14 protein-coding genes are annotated in these 16584 nt (G+C 63.6%); 5 read left to right on the plus strand and 9 right to left on the minus strand.

Features of this window, described 5'->3' with window-relative positions; genetic code table 11:
* Nucleotides 1-136 precede the first annotated feature (136 nt).
* The 3 genes from CFB46_RS34195 to CFB46_RS34205 all read right to left on the minus strand — a co-directional run bounded on the left by CFB46_RS34195 (nt 137) and on the right by CFB46_RS34205 (nt 1501).
* The gene (locus CFB46_RS34195) at nt 137-433 is read right to left on the minus strand and encodes a hypothetical protein (RefSeq protein ID WP_027786640.1); all 297 of its coding nucleotides are present in this window, start codon (nt 431-433) and stop codon (nt 137-139) included.
* Nucleotides 434-595: 162 nt separating this feature from the next.
* Nucleotides 596-1021 carry an Hsp20/alpha crystallin family protein gene (locus tag CFB46_RS34200; protein WP_027786641.1) on the minus strand — a complete coding sequence of 142 codons (426 nt, stop codon included), beginning with the start codon at nt 1019-1021 and terminating at the stop codon, nt 596-598.
* Nucleotides 1022-1057: 36 nt separating this feature from the next.
* Nucleotides 1058-1501 (minus strand): Hsp20/alpha crystallin family protein, encoded by a 444-nt coding sequence (locus CFB46_RS34205; RefSeq protein ID WP_027786642.1) that lies wholly within the window; start codon nt 1499-1501, stop codon nt 1058-1060.
* Nucleotides 1502-1855: 354 nt separating this feature from the next.
* Between CFB46_RS34205 and CFB46_RS34210 the strand changes: the two genes are divergently transcribed.
* Complete coding sequence (locus CFB46_RS34210; RefSeq protein WP_027786643.1) at nt 1856-2869, plus strand: hypothetical protein; 1014 nt, start codon at nt 1856-1858, stop codon at nt 2867-2869.
* Nucleotides 2870-2974: 105 nt separating this feature from the next.
* Here the strand turns inward: CFB46_RS34210 and CFB46_RS34215 are convergent, their stop codons facing one another.
* From CFB46_RS34215 to CFB46_RS34225, 3 genes are all read right to left on the minus strand, one after another.
* Nucleotides 2975-3289, minus strand: coding sequence for a hypothetical protein (locus CFB46_RS34215; RefSeq protein ID WP_027786644.1), 315 nt, complete (start codon nt 3287-3289; stop codon nt 2975-2977).
* A gap of 133 nt (nt 3290-3422) precedes the next feature.
* Nucleotides 3423-5468 (minus strand): transketolase, encoded by a 2046-nt coding sequence (gene tkt / locus CFB46_RS34220; RefSeq protein WP_027786645.1) that lies wholly within the window; start codon nt 5466-5468, stop codon nt 3423-3425.
* 307 nt (nt 5469-5775) lie between these two features.
* On the minus strand, nt 5776-7158 hold the full coding sequence (locus tag CFB46_RS34225) for a spinster family MFS transporter (protein WP_227789672.1): 1383 nt from the start codon (nt 7156-7158) through the stop codon (nt 5776-5778).
* Between the two features lie 840 nt (nt 7159-7998).
* Here CFB46_RS34225 and CFB46_RS36195 point away from each other — a divergent pair.
* A complete protein-coding gene (locus tag CFB46_RS36195; protein ID WP_155257387.1) occupies nt 7999-8142 on the plus strand; it encodes a hypothetical protein in 144 nt (47 codons plus the stop codon).
* 56 nt (nt 8143-8198) lie between these two features.
* The gene (locus tag CFB46_RS34230; protein ID WP_027786647.1) at nt 8199-9443 is read left to right on the plus strand and encodes an aromatic ring-hydroxylating oxygenase subunit alpha; all 1245 of its coding nucleotides are present in this window, start codon (nt 8199-8201) and stop codon (nt 9441-9443) included.
* Between the two features lie 192 nt (nt 9444-9635).
* Here CFB46_RS34230 and CFB46_RS34235 read toward each other — a convergent pair whose 3' ends face one another.
* From CFB46_RS34235 to CFB46_RS34245, 3 genes are read right to left on the minus strand one after another with little or no spacing between them, the layout of a single operon-like run.
* Nucleotides 9636-11300, minus strand: a complete 1665-nt coding sequence (locus tag CFB46_RS34235; protein WP_027786648.1) for a GMC family oxidoreductase — start codon at nt 11298-11300, stop codon at nt 9636-9638.
* A gap of 3 nt (nt 11301-11303) precedes the next feature.
* The gene (locus CFB46_RS34240) at nt 11304-12800 is read right to left on the minus strand and encodes an aldehyde dehydrogenase family protein (protein ID WP_027786649.1); all 1497 of its coding nucleotides are present in this window, start codon (nt 12798-12800) and stop codon (nt 11304-11306) included.
* 21 nt (nt 12801-12821) lie between these two features.
* Complete coding sequence (locus tag CFB46_RS34245; RefSeq protein ID WP_027786650.1) at nt 12822-13715, minus strand: MBL fold metallo-hydrolase; 894 nt, start codon at nt 13713-13715, stop codon at nt 12822-12824.
* 333 nt (nt 13716-14048) lie between these two features.
* Between CFB46_RS34245 and CFB46_RS34250 the strand changes: the two genes are divergently transcribed.
* Complete coding sequence (locus CFB46_RS34250; protein WP_080681427.1) at nt 14049-15704, plus strand: methyl-accepting chemotaxis protein; 1656 nt, start codon at nt 14049-14051, stop codon at nt 15702-15704.
* Nucleotides 15705-15788: 84 nt separating this feature from the next.
* Nucleotides 15789-16568, plus strand: coding sequence for an enoyl-CoA hydratase/isomerase family protein (locus CFB46_RS34255; RefSeq protein WP_027786651.1), 780 nt, complete (start codon nt 15789-15791; stop codon nt 16566-16568).
* Nucleotides 16569-16584: the final 16 nt, after the last annotated feature.

The following is a 16584-nucleotide window of genomic DNA, read 5'->3' on the forward strand; positions in this document are numbered from 1 at the left end:
ATCGGACCGTCAAATGCCGGTGCCTGGCGGTTTGAGCGTCGGTGAGTGACCCGGCTACCCGCGCACGGTAACCCCGCGGCAAACCTGTTCGCCGGCGTGGCAGCCGGGCCGTCGCCGATGGCAAGCGCAACGTGCGTCAGGCTTGTCGTCGTGCGCGCGGTACCTTGTCCAAATCGCGGCTCGGCCCGGCTCGATTTCGTCTCACATACCGGTCCGACACGACCGACCGTCGCTGGATCCATGCGAGCCCGAGTTCGAGCGCCTGGTCGCATGCTTCGCGGGTATCGGCGAAGTCGCCGTCGACGCCGAGCGCCCGGCTTTCACCGTCGCGATCCATGAGGATCGCCGTCGCCGAATAGCGGCCCGTCTCCGTGTCGGTCACCACGGCCCGGACCGTATATCCGCCATGTTCGATCGTCCTGTTGATCTGCATCGGATGCCTCCTGCATGGAAATACGACATGTGCGACGACTCGCTTGCGCGGTGCCGGTACTTCACGCCGCGACCGTAAGCGCGGGTGCCCGCACCCGGCGGTCGAAGCGGCGCAAGCGACGCGGACCGCGCCGGGTCGATGAAACGCGCCCGGCGCGTCCGTTTACCCCGCCATCACCTCGATCCGCCGCGGTTTCGCTTCCTCGCGCCGCGGGATGCTCAGTTTCAACACGCCGTCGCGCAGTTGCGCGTCGATGCGCGACACGTCGAAATCCGGGCTGAGCGTGAATGCGCGCGAGAAGTGCGGATGCTGCACTTCGCCGTGCTGCAGGCGCAATCCCGCTGGCGTCGGAACGACGGCCTCCGCTTCGATGGCAAGGCTGCCGTCGTGCACGCGGACGTCGAGCTTCTCGCGCGGCACGCCCGGCAGGTCCGCGTACAACGTGATGCCGTGCGCATCCTCGACGATGTCGACGGCCGGCGCAATACGCGTGCGCGGCGTGTCGTGCTGAGCCGCTTCACGGTTCGTCACGGCCGTTCGAGTGTCGGCCGCACGGGTCGTCAGTTCGGTCGTATTGGTGTCACTCATGATGTCCTCCGTCATGCGTTCGTGACGTCGTGCTGCTTACTGGACCGCAATCGCGCGCGGCTTCGATGCTTCCGACTTGCCGATGCTGATCGTCAGGCAGCCGTTCGTATAGCGGGCCTCGATCTTGTCGGGGTCCGCATGTTGCGGCAGTTCGATCACGCGGCGGAATGCGCCCATGAAACGTTCGTTCGCGTAGACGCGCCGCTCGTCGTCGGTCGTGCCATCGTCCGGCGGTGTGCGCTCGCCGCTGATCGACAGTAGCCGGCGATCGACGGAGATGTCGATCCTGGCGGGGTCGAGACCCGGCGCGAAGGCGACGATCTCCACCGTGTCGTCGGTACTGCCGATATTGACCGGTGGAAACGCACCGGGCCGCGGGGCGCGCAGACTGGCCGGCAAGCCCGTGAACATACCGGCCATCTGCCGTTGCAGGCGGTCGAATTCCGCCAGCAGATCGGAGGGGAAGAAGATATCGCTCATGACTCGCTCCTGTTGTGCCCCCTGCGGGGGACGTACCGGACCACGCGCTCCAGTTCGTCCATCCGCGAGAGGGTCGCTGACTAACAAATCGAAACACGCAGCGCGTAAGCCGCGACTGCCTTGAGCGATACCTAAAATAGGATACGCCGCGTGAATTTCAAGGGGGGCGACGGCTCACCGGTCGTTCCCCGATTCCGGCGGGCAAGTGGCGGGTCGCGGCCGCGCCGTGAGGGCCGCCGCCTGATCGCCCGATGTCGGCATGCGGTGCACGTCAGCCGTCCGACCGGGCGCCGCCTATAATCGCTATCAACCTTTCCGGCAAATCGCGGTTACCAAGGTGAGGAGGGTGTCCAAATGGAAGACTGCCGTCGCATCCGTTCGCGCTGGGTCCTCGCCAGCTCGATCGCCGGTCTGACCATGCTGGCGTGCCCGGTACCCGCGCACGCCGAGGACGATCCTTCGAGCCCGCCGGGCGGGCTCAAATCATCTGAGCGAACGCTCAACGCCTATGCGGTGTATGGCGACGGGCGCGCGACCGAGGGTGGCGATATGCATTGGCGTGCGTACGAAGTCGGCTTCGGCGACGTCTTGAACGATTACCTGTCGGTCTACCTTGCATACTTGAACGAAGGGCATCCGGCGGATCATCATCGCGACGGCTTCGCTGCCCTGGGTTCGTTTCGTTGGCCGGTCGGCAGTCGTCTGGCGCTCGAATTTTCGGCGGGCCCGTATTTCAGCATGGACACGACACATGTCGACGACCGGGCACGCAATGAAAAGCGCTGGGGTGTGCGTGCGTCGGCGGCGGTGCGGTATTACGTCGTGCCCAAGCGCTTCTTCCTCAAGGTGCAGTACAACCACGTCCAGATGATTGGCGGATTCAATTCCGACGCCGTGCTCTTCGGCATCGGCTCGGATTTCGGCGGCGATCCTCGCCCGGCGTTTTCGGACGGCAAGACGCAGGTCAGCGTCTGGGCCGGGACGTCGCAGACGAACCGTCCTCAAGTGCCGATCGAAAAGGGATACATGGTCGAAGTCAAGCGGCCGCTCGGCAATGCGTGGGCTTATTCGGCGAGCTTCGTCTACGAAGGCAACAATGGCGTTGCCGGCCGACGAGGCGTGGCCGCGCAATTCTGGTACGTCGCGCCGATCAAGAGCAAATGGACGCTGTCGGCAGGCGTCGGTCCGTATCTCTCGCGGGATCGGGACGAGACCTCGGGCAAGACGCGACTCAATGCGTTGCTCAGCGCGCAAGTAACCTATCAGGTCACGAACGATTGGGCGGCAAGCTTGCGCTTCAATCGCGTCGCAACCGGCAACGACAAGGACCAGGACATGTTCATGGTCGGCGTGGCGCGCAATTTCTAGGCACTCGTTCTGGTGCGCCGGGTCATTCTGTCGAGCGCGCTGACTATTCGAACTGGCTCGCGAGCACGCTCGACTTTTTCCGTCGGCTTCCGCTGGGGCCAGCTTTTACGCGTCGTTCAACCAGGGCATTTCCACGGGCGACACGACCAGTTGCCGGAATTCGCGTTTCAAATCGAAGATGAACCCGACCAGGATCATGGAGTCGGCGTAAGGAATCGGAAAGACATGCGGATTTTCCGGAGTGCGCAGGGGACGATCGGGAGTGTCCGCCGTTGCCGCGGCGTTCTCGCGAACGCTTTCCAGTTCATCGGCCATGGCCGCGCCACTGACTTGCAGCACACGGCTGCGCAGGTCGCTGAAGGGCTCGATGCGCGCAGCGTCTTCGTGGTATTCGGGCACTTCGTATACGAACCAGGACATTTTCGTCTCCCATGAGAAGGGGCGCTATTCTAACGCTACGCGAGAATCCACCGAAAAATCGGGGCCGCCCACTTCTCCAAGCACATCCACGAGCCCTGCGAGGTCATCGCATCCCGAGCGGATCGCAGCAATGTCACACTTCGGATAACACCTGGTGCGCCGCGCGAACAACCGCATCTACCGTAATGTCAAACTTGTCGTACACGTCTTTGATTTTCCCGGACTCGCCGAAACTGTGCATTCCGACGAACCGGCCTTCCGGACCGATGTACCGCTCCCATCCCAGTTCGACCGCCGCCTCGACCGCGACTCTCGCGGGAGAGGTGCCCAGCACGGCCCGTTGGTAATCGCGTGGCTGCTCCTCGAAGAGCAGGCGGCACGGCATCGATACAACGGCCGTCGGCACGCCTTCGTGCTGCAGGACGTCGCGTGCCTGGACGGCGAGGTCGACCTCCGAACCTGTCGCGAGCAGCGTGAGTTGGCGCGGTCCGCCATCGGCCTCCCGCAAAATATAGGCACCCCGTGCCGACTTGTTTTCGTTTCCAGGCTCGTTGCGCAGGAGCGGGACCGGCTGTCGTGACAATGCGAGGAGGGCAGCCCTGCGGGGCTGTTCGAGAATCAGTTCCCAGCACTCTGCCGTTTCGACTGGATCGGCCGGCCGATAGACGGCGAGTTGGGGAATGGCCCGAAGGGCGGCAAGATGTTCAACGGGTTGATGAGTCGGGCCATCTTCGCCGAGACCGATGGAATCGTGCGTCATCACGAAGATGGATCGCACCCGCATCATCGCGCTTAACCGGATCGCCGGTCGACAGTAGTCCGAAAAACAAAGGAAGGTGCCACCGTACGGAATGAGGCCTCCATGAAGGGCAATGCCGTTCATGGCCGCGGCCATGCCGTGTTCGCGGACGCCGTAGTGAAGGTATGAACCTTTGAACCGGCCAGGCTCGATTGCGATTTGATTTTTTGTCTTCGTATTGTTGGACACCGTAAGGTCCGCCGAGCCGCCGAGCAATTCCGGAATCACGTCGAAGAGACGGTCAAGCACTTCGCCGCTGGCCTTGCGGGTGGCCATTTCACGACCACTGGCAATAAAAGCCTGCCGTGCCGCGGCAATGGCCTGCTTCCAGTCATCGGGAAGCTTGCCCGCATTGCGCCGCTCGAATTCGGTACGCAGCGCCTGCGGTGCCCGGCGGACACGCTCTTCCCACGCGAGTCTTGCGTCGCGGCCGCGCGCCCCGACCTCCCGCCATGCTTTCAGCAGGTCATCCGGGATTTCGAACGGCGGTGAATGCCAGTCGAGGGTCTGTCGTGCGCCCGCGATTTCATCCTCGCCCGGCGCGTCGCTATGGGCTTTCTCGGTTCCAGCCTTCGTCGGAAAGCCGAAACCGATGATCGTCCTGCATGCGATCAAGGTCGGTCTGTCATTCGTTGTCCGAGCGGTCTCGATAGCACGCCGTATCGCATCCGTATCGTGGCCGTCGATTTCCAGGACGTGCCATCCAGCCGAGTGAAAGCGCTCGATTTCGTTGTCCGAGACAGCGAGCTTGGTGGCCCCGTCGATGGAAATCGAATTGTTGTCCCAGAACGCGATCAGTCTGCCCAACCGGAGGTGGCCGGCCAACGAAATGGCCTCGTGGCTGATGCCCTCCATCAGGCAACCGTCACCGAGAAATACGTATGTGTAGTGATCGACGAGATCATCGCCGAAGTTCGCATTCATCACGCGTTCGGCCAACGCCATGCCGACGGAGTCCGCGATGCCTTGTCCGAGGGGACCGGTAGTCAGTTCGATGCCATCGGCATGCGAGTACTCCGGATGACCGGGTGTCTTGCTGCCGACTTGCCGGAACCGCTTGAGCTCGTCCAGGGTCATGTCGGAATAGCCGGTGAGATAGAGGAGGCTGTAGAGGAGCATCGACGCGTGGCCGTTGGAAAGTACCAACCGGTCTCGATCGATCCAGTGGGGGTCCGATGCATCGAATTGGATGAACTCCTTGAACAGGACGGTCGCGACGTCAGCCAATCCCATTGGCGCACCGGGATGACCGCTGTTGGCTTTCTGGACTGCATCCATCGTGAGGAAGCAGATACAGTTCGCCAGCGCGCGAAGATGTGGGTCTCGTGGGGACGGCACCGATTTCGCAGTCGTGCCGGAATTTGTGGTGGGATCGCTCATCGGTTCTCCTATGTTGGCGAGGAAAGATGAGGCTACGGTGCAATATGCATACCTTGTCGGCGGTGGCGAGGTTATGGGGTGTAAAGATTCGACCCTTTTAAATTAACAAATACTATTTATGTAATGTGCGAATCGTGTTCCGACGCGAGTGACTCGACGAGAGCCCGACCGGGTTCGGTCTCGTACATGGCACCCGACCCGCCACCGCGTTTAGTACGGTGCGCGCGGCATGCCCATCCGCATTGAAATCGTGTATCGATGGCGCGCAACGTTGGTCGCGCGCTTACTGGTCTCGTCCAAATCCACGTCAACCTATATGCGTGCCACGCTCCTCCGCGAGCAGACGACGATAATGAGGCAGTGCGCCGAACAGCAGCCACGCAGCGAGAGCGGACGCGATCGTACAGATGATCCCGATCGAGCCACCGACCATCTTCGGATTGCCGAACACACGGTCGGTGAAGACTGCGATCAGCGTAGGTCCGAGCCCAAAACCGATCAACTGCGCGAAGAACGAGTAGAGCGCCCCGACGGTGCCGCGCATGCGGCTGGGCGCGACGAGTTGCAGAGCCGCGGCCATGCACCCCGTCGGCAGCGTAAAGAAAAACACGGTGCCGCCGGCTGCGACCAGCGTACCCGTTGCATCAGGCACAAACGGGATACTCGCGCAGCACAGCAACATCGGGATCATCGCGAACGCTGCCGCGCGCAACGGTGCGTCCTCATAGCCGCGCTGTTCGAAGCGGCGCACCACCCAGGGGCCCGACAGTGCCCCCGCAATTCCGCAGCAGACCACCAGCGCGCCGAAACGAAATCCGACCAGCGCAGCGGGCATGCCGTGCGAACGGATCAGGTAGGTCGGCATCCACGCGGGCATGCCCAGCACGACAATGGCGAGCATGCCGACGCCGAGCAATATGCGTGCGTAGAACCCGCGCCGAGCCCAAAGAAATGCGGCGGATTCGCGGGTCGAGAACTGGCGGTCGTCCGCGCTACCGCTGACGACCTTGCTGCGCATGGGCTCGCGCACGGTCAGCCACACGAGCAACGCAAACAGCATGCCTGGAAGCCCGATCAACACGAATGCCAGTTGCCAGGTCTCGAATCCGGCGAGCGCTGGTAATTGCTGGCGAACGTTGCGGGTGAACGAGATGACGAGGCCGCCGGCGACGAGAGAGAGTCCACCGCCAAGCATCGGGCCGAGAATGAACACGCTCATCGCGCGCGGCATCTGCTTCGCCGAAAAGCAGTCGGCAATCAGCGACAACGCGATCGGGAACACGCATGCTTCACTAGCCCCGACGCCAAAGCGCGCCAGGAACAGGCCCTGGAACGTCGTGGCCTTGCCGCACAGCGCCGTAAAAATGCACCATAGGCAAATGCCGACCAGCAGGATGTTGCGCCGGTTGGTTACGTCGACGAGTCGACCGAATAGCGGTGATGCGATCAGGTACGCGGAAATGAATGCGACCCCTTGCACGAGGCTGAGTTGCGTGTCGGAGATACCAAGCGAATGCCGGATCGGATCGACGAGCAGATTGAGAAGCTGGCGGTCGATGTACGCAAGCGAATATGCCAGCGTGACGATGACCAGGATGTACCACGACCGAAGACTGTCGTGGACCACTCTTGGCGACGATTGTCCCGTTGGTGCTTCATCCACGCCGTCGATGGGTGGTACGTCATTCATGGCATTCCTCATCTTATCTCCAATGCGGTCGATGGATTCATGTGAAGGGTTGGTGTCGAGCCGATAGGCTGAATGCGCGCCCGTCGGGTCATTCGCATCCGTGCAATCTTGATTTCGGTGCGGCGCATCGGCGGTTCCACCGGCACATCGCATTTAATCGAACAATTGTTAGTTAGTTTGGCGTGCCCCAAAGTGATTCGCCATGAGTGTTATCCACTAAGCACGGTTGCCACGACACCTGAGCTGCCACGCGAACTTCGCACGTAGCGTCGTCGGGCTTGTTGTTGCTTGGCAAGCTCGTCCCAATCCTCCTGAAACAGGCATTCGCATAGGGGTTTGACCGGATGGAGCGCACGCATTCTTGTAATCAAGCTATCGTTAGTTAGATAAATGCGCGGACCTCGAACAGGCCGAATCAGCTCGGATATCGCCATGTATTTTGAAGTACGGAATGCGAAACGTTTCTGGTGGCGTGCGAAGCCGATGGCACCCCAGGTCGAAGCCGGAAAGATGGCGCGCGGACATCTGGGTGCTGATGTCGCGAGGGTACGCATGACGCTTTGAGATGACGCGATGCGCTGCAGCTCATTTCGGGCTCGGGTGTTGCGTTTCAAATTGGAGGAGCACGATGACTGACGATGAATCACGCGATTCGAAGCGTTTGCCCATAGGCTTCGAATCCCTCGAACCGTTTCTCGATCGCTGGAATGCGCCGACGTCGCACGCGCGCTGGATCAATCGGGCGGCCACGCCGTACGCGGAGATTGTGGCGTTTTACGAAGCGATGTCCGCGCGGAGGCGACTGTCCATCTCGAGCAGTTTCCGCTCGACGACATGCCAATGCCGGAGCAGAACCTGTTTCGCTTGCTGCTCGCGATGTGCCACGCCGCGATCGCAGTCGAGATGCACGAGACGTCGGGCATCAGGCATGCGCCGCCGGTTCACGCATTGACGATCACTACCGGCTTTCAGCCGCACGGTTGAGCGCGCCACGTCGATTTGATTCGAATCCCGCACCCAAACCCTTTTAAGGAGCTGGCATGAATCACCCTGGCGAACTCAAACCGAGCTTGACCGAATCCGTCGGCCTGTCGACGAAGCCGATGCCGACCACGCTGTACACGGATCCGGAACAATACGAAATCGAACGCGAACGAATCTTCCGCCGTGCGTGGCTGATGGTGGGCCGTGTCGAGCGGATCCCGAAGCCGGGCGATTTCTTCGTGAAGGATCTTGCGGTTGCGAAGGCGTCCGTGATCGTCGCGCGTTCGGAGGACGGCAACGTCCGCGCGTTTCACAACGTGTGTGCGCATCGCGCGAACATCGTGGAGCACCGCCCGAGCGGTAACGCCAAGCGTTTCGTCTGCCGTTATCACAGCTGGGGATACGGCAACGCGGGCGAGTTGGCGAACGTGCCCGACGAAGCCGGTTTCTTCCATCTCGACCGGAAGAAATGCGGGCTCACACCCGTCGCACTCGACGTGTGGGACGGCTGGATCTTCATCAACATGGCGCCCGCGCCGGAGGTGAGCCTCGCCGAGTTTCTCGGTCCGATGGCGGAAGCGCTGTCTGGCATCGACTATCCGAACGCCGACAACACGATCGTGCTGCGCGGCGAATTCAAGGCGAACTGGAAGGCGGTGGCCGAGAACTTCAGCGAGGTGTATCACATCGCGTCGATCCACCCGAAGACGTTCGCGCCCATCTACACCGGCAGGGAGAATCCGTTCGGGCGGCCCCTGAGCGCGAACCTGCGCGGCGCCCATCGCTCGTTCTCGCTTTGGCTGAACCAGAACGTCGCGGTGCCGGAGAAGGCGAAGGTAGCGCGCTGGCTGTTTTCGGCGGGCGAAACGGTGACCGGCACGCGCAACGTCGCGCAGGCCAATCCGCTCACGGAGCATCGCGGCGTGAACCCCGATCGGCATCCGAACTGGTCGCAGGACGTGAACTGGTTCTTTCCCAACTGGCATCTGCAGGTCTCGGCGAACCAGTTCTGGACACATGAATTCTGGCCGACGTCGGTGAATACGACGATCTGGGAGGCGCGCTTCTACAACAAGAAACCGAAGAGCGTGCGCGAGCGCCTGCAGCTCGAGCATTTCACGTCGCACATCTCCGACGGCATGCTCGAGGATCTCGGCAACATCGAATCGATGCAGACCGGCATGGAGACGGGCGCCAAACCGTTCGTTTATTTCAACGAGAGCGAGCTCCTGTGCCGACACGGGCTCGAGCAGGTCGTCCGGTGGTCGTCGGCGTCGACCGTGAAGGACGCGATCGCGTAGTGGAGAAGTCCGCGATCGGACGCTGCCGAAATGGTGGCGACGATCACGGACGTATCGATCGGGTGGGGCCGCGCAGCGTCGTTCCTCCGGTGCCCCCCCACACGTTAGCCGAAATCGTTCGACGCCCGTTTCGACGGGCGGTGAGATCGGCACGTCGCGCAGATGCCCGAGCTTGCCGGGCGCCTGCCGCAATCAAGCGGTATCGAACAACCGCGCGCTCGGGACGCTGTCCGCCTTCGCATCCTCGACCAGCATCGCGGCGGCCTTCTCGCCGATCATGATCGTCGCCGCATTGGTCGCACCGGAGATCGGCAACGGCATCACGGACGCGTCGGCGATGCGCAGCCCCTGCACGCCGCGCACGCGCAGCCGCGCATCGACCACCGCCATCGGATCGCTGTCGGGCCCCATACGCGCGGTGCCGTTGTGGTGATAGACGGTGCCGCCGCGCTGGCGCGCGAACGCGAGGATCTCGTCGTCGGTCCGGACGTCCTTGCCGGGGAACATCTCGTCGACGTAGTACGGCGCGAACGGCCTGGCCTGTAGCACGGCGCGCGCCATCTTGACGACGGCCACCATCGCACGCTGGTCCGATTCGTCGGTCAGGTAGTTCGGCTGCACCTCGGGTAGCACGTCGATGTTTGGGGAGCGCGCCTTGACCCAGCCGCGGCTGTCGGGCCGCTGCTTGTGGCCGCCCAGCGTCATGCCCGGGTAGCGATCGAGCAGGCCGGGCAGACCTTCCTGATAGCTGCCGGGCGTGAACGATACCTGCAGGTCGGGGCGCGCCAACGACGGCTCCGAGCGGAAGAAAAAGCGCATCGGCACCGGGCCCATGCTCAGGATGCTCGGCCGGCCGAGGAAGTAGCGCGCGATCTCGCGGGCCAGCGGCAGGCCGCGCCCGCGCTCGTTGAGGGTGGGGACGTCCTTGACCTTGACGGCCACGCGCAGGTTGAAGTGATCGACCAGGTTCGCGCCGACGCCGGGCAGATCGATCTGCGTCTGCACGCCGATGGTGCGCAGATGCGCATCGTCGCCGATGCCGGAGATCTGCAGCAGGCGTGGCGTGTTCAGCGCGCCCGCCGAGACGATCACCTCGCGACTGGCGCGCACCTCGCGCTCCGGGGCGCCGATGCCACCCGCCCGGTATCGCACGCCGGTCGCGCGCCGGCCGTCCAGCAGCACGCTGGTGGCGGGGCTGTCGGTCCGTAGCGCCACGCGTCCGCTTCTGATGGCCGGATGCAAGTACGCCCGTGCGGCGCTCCAGCGTCGCGGCAAGCGGCCGCGCGTGTCGATCATGAAATGCCACGGCCCGACGCCGTCCTGCGCTTCGGCGTTCGAGTCGGCCACGTACGGATAGCCGAAGCTCTTGACCGCTTCGACGAACAGCTCGCACAGCAGCGCCGGCATGATCGGGTCGGTGACGATCAGCGGCCCGCTGCGGCCGCGGTAGCGGTCGTCACCGGGCCCGATACGCGTCTCGGCCTTCTTGAAGTAGGGCAACACGTCGTCGTAGGACCAGCCCGGATTGCCGAGCGCGGCCCAGCCGTCGAAGTCGGCATGTTGCCCGCGGTTGTAGACCATGCCGTTGATCGAACCCGATCCGCCCACGACCTTGCCCTGCGTCAGTTCGATCGTGCGCCCAGCAGTGCCAGCGATCGGCTCGCTGCGAAAGCGCCACACGAGCCGGTCGTTGAAGAGGTTCTTGATGTAGCCGGCCGGAATGTGGATGAACGGGTTGGTATCGGGCGGGCCGGCTTCCAGCACGCACACGGTATGGCCGGCTTCGGCGAGCCGCGCGGCCACGACGCTGCCGCCGCTGCCGGCGCCGACGACCACGTAGTCGAAGGTTTCGCTCATGGGTCAGGCATCCAGATTGAAATTGATGGTCTTCAGTTCGGTGAACGCCTCGATCGTCGACCAGCCGCCTTCGCGGCCGACGCCCGAGCGCTTGATGCCGCCGAACGGCGCGTTCGGAATGCTGGCGAAGCCGTTGACGCCGATCGCGCCGCTCTTGACCGCGCGAGCGACGCGAAAGGCACGGCTGACGTCCGTCGTATATACGCAGCCGGCCAGGCCGTATTCGCTGCCGTTCGCGATGCGTATCGCTTCTTCTTCCGTATCGAAAGGAATCACAGACAGCACGGGGCCGAAGATTTCCTCTTGCGCAATCCGCATGTCGTTGCGCACGTTTGCAAAGAGCGCCGGCTCTACCCAGTTGCCGATGCCGAGCGCGCCGCCCGGCACACCGCCGCCCGCCAGCAGCGTCGCGCCTTGCGCACGGCCGGTTTCGACGTATTCGAGCACGCGCGACTGGTGACGCCGGGAGATCATCGGCGCGGACGTGGTGATGGCGTCGAACGGATCGCCGAACCGCACCTTCGCGAGTTGCGCCTGCGCGTGATGCAGAAACTCGTCCATGATTGACCGATGCACGATCGCGCGCGACGGCGTGGTGCAGACCTGCCCCGACAGGAAGGTGGAACACAGCCCCATGAGCGCCTGCGCCGTGGCCGGCACGCTGCGCGTGTCGGGAAAGACCAGCGCCGCACTCTTGCCGCCGAGTTCCAGCGACAGGCGCTTCATAGTCGGCGCGCTCGCTACCGTAATGCGTTCGCCGACGAGCGGGCTGCCGGTGAATGTCACCTTGTCGATCCCGGGATGGGACGTGAGCGCGGTGCCCGTTTCGGTGGCGCCGGTCACGAGGTTGAAGACGCCGGGCGGCAGATCGCTGTCGGCCAGGATCTGCGCGAGCCGGCTCACGGCGAGGTTGGTGAGTTCCGACGGCTTCACGACGACGGTACAGCCGCAGGCCAGCGCCGGCGCCACCTTCATCGCGAACGTCATCACGGGGCCGTTGTACGGCAGGATCGCCGCGACGACGCCGACCGGGTCGCGAAACGTCATGTACTGCATGTTCGACGCGGCGGAGAAGATCGGCAGCGTGTCGCCGTTGATCTTGTCGATCCAGCCGAGGAAATGGTCGAAGATGTCGGCGGCGGCTTTTGCCGACACGCGCGAGTTGCGGCTGAACGTGTACGGAATGCCGTTGTCGAGCGTCTGCAATCGGGCGATTTCGTCCTCGGCCGCATAGAGCCGCTCGACGATGGGTTGCAGCAGGCGCTTGCGTTCCTGCGCGCGCATGCGCGGCCACGGGCCTTCGTCGAACGCCTTGCGTGCCGCTGCCACCGCGAGCGCGACACCGCGCGTGCCGGCCTCGGCGAAGCTCGTCATGACTTCGTTCGTGCAGGGATTGATCTGGTCGAAACGCGCATCGGGCCAGTCGAGCCATTGGCCGTCGATGAACAGGCGGCCGGGGTTGACGTTCAGCGCATCGAGCCGGGAAACGAGACTGAGCATGGATTCGTGCAAGTAAGGGGTTTACTTCGGTACGCCGGTGAACACGTAGTTGCCGTCGGCGTCCTGGCTGACCAGCCCGAACGACGGCGAGCAGAAATGCGTGCAGGTAAACAGCGTGGCGCTTCCACCGAGGCGCGACAGCAGCGTATGCCGCGTGGTCGCCGATTGCGCGTGGTCGTAGTCCAGCACCAGCGCCATCTCGGGCCGCGCGATCTGGACCGGGTGATGCATCGCGTCGCCGGCGATGATGAACCGCTCGGTACCCGCATCGATCGCGACGGCGATATGACCGATCGTGTGCCCAGGCGTGGCGAACACCGAGATGCCGTCGCCGAGATCGGTATCGCGATCGATGAAGTTCGCGAGCCCCGCGTCGACGACGGGCTGCACCGATTCGTGAAACGAAATGTTCTGCGCGTCGTACATCGCGTCGTTCGCGTCGCCCTGTTGCGCGAACGCGTATTCCGCCTTGCCGAAGTGGTAATTCGCGTTGGGAAAGGTGGGCAGCCAGCGGCCGTCCTGCTTGTATGTGTTCCAGCCGACATGATCGAAATGCAGGTGCGTGCACAGCACGTCGGTCACGGCCTGGCGATCGATGCCGGCCTGCTTGAGCGTAGCCAGGAAGTCGAGCCGCAGATCGGCGAACGCGTCGAAACCGGCGATGTTCTTGTCGTTGCCGACGCAGGTGTCGATCACCAGGATGCGCTGGCCGATCCGCACGATGAAGCACTGGCTGACGGCACGCATGCGGTGTGCTTCGTCCACGTAGGGCGGCTTCATCCACGGAATCGACTTCATCACGTCGGGCGTGGCCTCGGGCAGCAGTGCGCCGAGAATCCCGCTGATGTCCATCTCGACGATCTGCACGACTTCCGCATGGCCGATCCGCGAGCGAATGGTATGCAGCAACGGCATGGTGATTGTCCTCGGAGTGGGTTGCACGACGGAGCACGCTGAACCGCACGCCGGCAGCGTGGCTGCGCGCCGGTCGATCGCCCATTCAACCATGTCACACGCCGTTTCCGCGGTTTTTCCGACGCGTTGTTTCTTCCTTCGAAAGTGCAAGCCGTGATGCCGCGCGACACGCGCGCTTCCAACCCACGGAACAACGTGCGCGCCGTATTGCGGATCACCGCGCGACGGGCCTTTAATGCAGGGCAACCGCGACGCAAACCCATGCGCTGCACGAGACGTTCAAGCGTGCCCGATCGAGCTGCATAGCCATAACAACGAGGAGATGCCACCACAATGAAATTGTCATTCAAGCAGCGGCTCGGCTTGCCGTTGGTTCTGAGCCTGTTCTGTCTGATTCTGCTGTCGGTCACGGACGCGTACCGGAATCGCGAGATGCGTCTCGAGGAGCGCAAGTCCGATCTTGTGCATGCCGTCCAGATCGCACTTGCCACGGCCGAGTTCTATGCGAAGCGGGTCGATGCGGGCGAGCTGAGCGCCGAACAAGCGCAACGGCTGGCGATGGACGTGATTCGCGGCATCCGTTACGGCGAAGCGGGTAGCGGTTATTTCTCGATTGTGAACTCGAAGGGCGTGGTGTTGATGTACCCGTTCGATGCATCGATCCAGAACAAGCCGTTGAGCGAACTGAATCCGAAGACTGCTGCCATCGTCAAGCAGCAGGTCGAACTGGCCGCGCGAGCCGGCAGCGGGTTCCAGCGCTTCGACTATCCGAAGGAAACGCCCGGGGTGACGACCGACGCTGCGCGAATCGCGTATGTCGATACGTACCGTCCATGGGACTGGATCATCAATACGAGTCTGTTCGTCGACGACATCGACAGCGCGTTTCAGGCAAGCCTGCTGCAAAGCTTCGGCCTCTTTGCGCTGATCGCGCTGGTGATGAGCGGCATCGTCGTGGTGCTCAATCGCGGCATCGCCCGCACCATAGGCGGCGAGCCTGCCGATGCGGTCGAGATTGCCGGGAGAATCGCGGCCAACGATTTCACGGCCGTCATCGCGACCGCGCCGAACGATTGCGGTAGCCTGCTCTATTCGATGAAACGGATGCAGGCGAATCTGTCCGGCGCCATCGACGGCATCAAGGCGAGCGCGGATTCGATTGCATCGGCGGCCGCGCAGATCTCGGCCGGCGATCTCGATCTGTCGCGCCGCACCGAGATGCAGGCTGCTTCGCTGCAGGAGACTGCGGCGAGCATGGCGGAACTCTCGTCGCGAGTCGGCCAGAACACCGACAACGTTCGGCAGGCGCTGGAAGTCGCCGTGCAGGCCGTGCAGTCGGCCGAGCGTTGCAACGGCGTGGTCTCGCAGGTCGTCGAGGCGATGGGCAGTATCGATGCGAGTTCCGGCAGGATCGCCGAAATTGTCGGCATCATCGAAAGCATCGCGTTCCAGACCAACATCCTCGCGCTCAACGCCGCCGTCGAAGCGGCGCGTGCAGGCGAGCAGGGGCGCGGTTTCGCCGTCGTCGCGTCGGAGGTGCGTTCGCTCGCTCAGCGTTCGTCGTCGGCATCGAAGGAAATTCGGGAATTGATACACGAATCCGTCGGACGCGTCAGGGGCGGCGTGGAGCTCGTGAACGCCGCGGGCACGTCGATGGCCGAGATCATGCACGCGATCTCGCGTGTGACGGCCTTGATGGAAGAAGTCGCAGCGGCCTCGGCGGAGCAGGGGCACGGCATCGATCAGGTCAACCAGGCCGTGTCGGAGATGGACCGGGCGACGCAGCATAATGCCGCGTATGTCGAGGAAGTCGCCGCCGCGGCGCAGTCGCTCGACGATCAGAGCAAGCAACTCGTCGCGATGATTTCGAATTTCGTCGTGCGCGAGGCCGACACGTCGCCGATGCCGGAAGTACTGCATACACCATACGATGGGGCACCCGCGATCGCGCGACGTCCGGTGCCTGCGAGCGAGTCCTATGCGATGTAACGGTGGACGCGATGTCGCGATCGTGCAAAACGATCGCGCGGCGCCGGTCGACGCAATTCGGCTCGCCCGAACCCTGGGGACAAGATGACGAACACGTTGCTGACAGATGACTCGACGCCTGGCATCCGCGTCGTCACGCTGAATCGCCCCGAGCGGATGAATGCGCTCGACGGCGCGACGCTCGCGGCGTTGAACGACGCCGTGCGCACGGCAGGCGATCCGGGCCGCGATATCCGCGTGATCGTGATTCGCGGTAGCGGCCGCGCGTTCTGCGCGGGCAACGACCTGAAGTGGCTCGCGAGCGGCGTGCTCGCCGATCCGGCCGCGCATATGCGGCATCAAGACCTGATGCAGGACACGTTCGCGTTGATAGAGGCGTCGCGGCAGATCGTGATCGCGTCGGTCAACGGTTATGCAGTCGCAGGCGGGTTCGAGCTGGCGCTGGCGTCCGACATCGTGATCGTCGACGAAAACGCGGAGCTGGGCGACGCACATCTGCAGCGCAATCTGCTGCCGAGCGGCGGCGGCTCGCAGCGGCTGCCGCGCAAGATCGGGCTGCCGCGCGCGATGTACTACCTCATCACGGGCCGACGCATGACGGGCCGCGAGGCTGAGCGGATCGGGCTCGCGGCGCTCGCGGTCAGCGGTGACGCCCTCGACGCCGAGACGATGGCGCTCGCGCGCGAGATCGCGCGAACCGACGCCGATGCGCTCGCGGCGATGAAACAGATGACGCGCCGCGCGCTGGAGATGCCGCTCAACGACGGGCTGTCGATGGAGCGGTGGATGCAATACCGTTACCGGACCGAATCGCCGTCGCTGGTGGCGTCGGTGCACGCTTTCGCGCAGGGCGAGCGCCGTTGAGCGGCGGCCGGCCGCG

The sequence above is a fragment of the Burkholderia sp. HI2761 genome, from assembly GCF_002223355.1.
Taxonomy (GTDB): Bacteria; Pseudomonadota; Gammaproteobacteria; order Burkholderiales; family Burkholderiaceae; genus Burkholderia.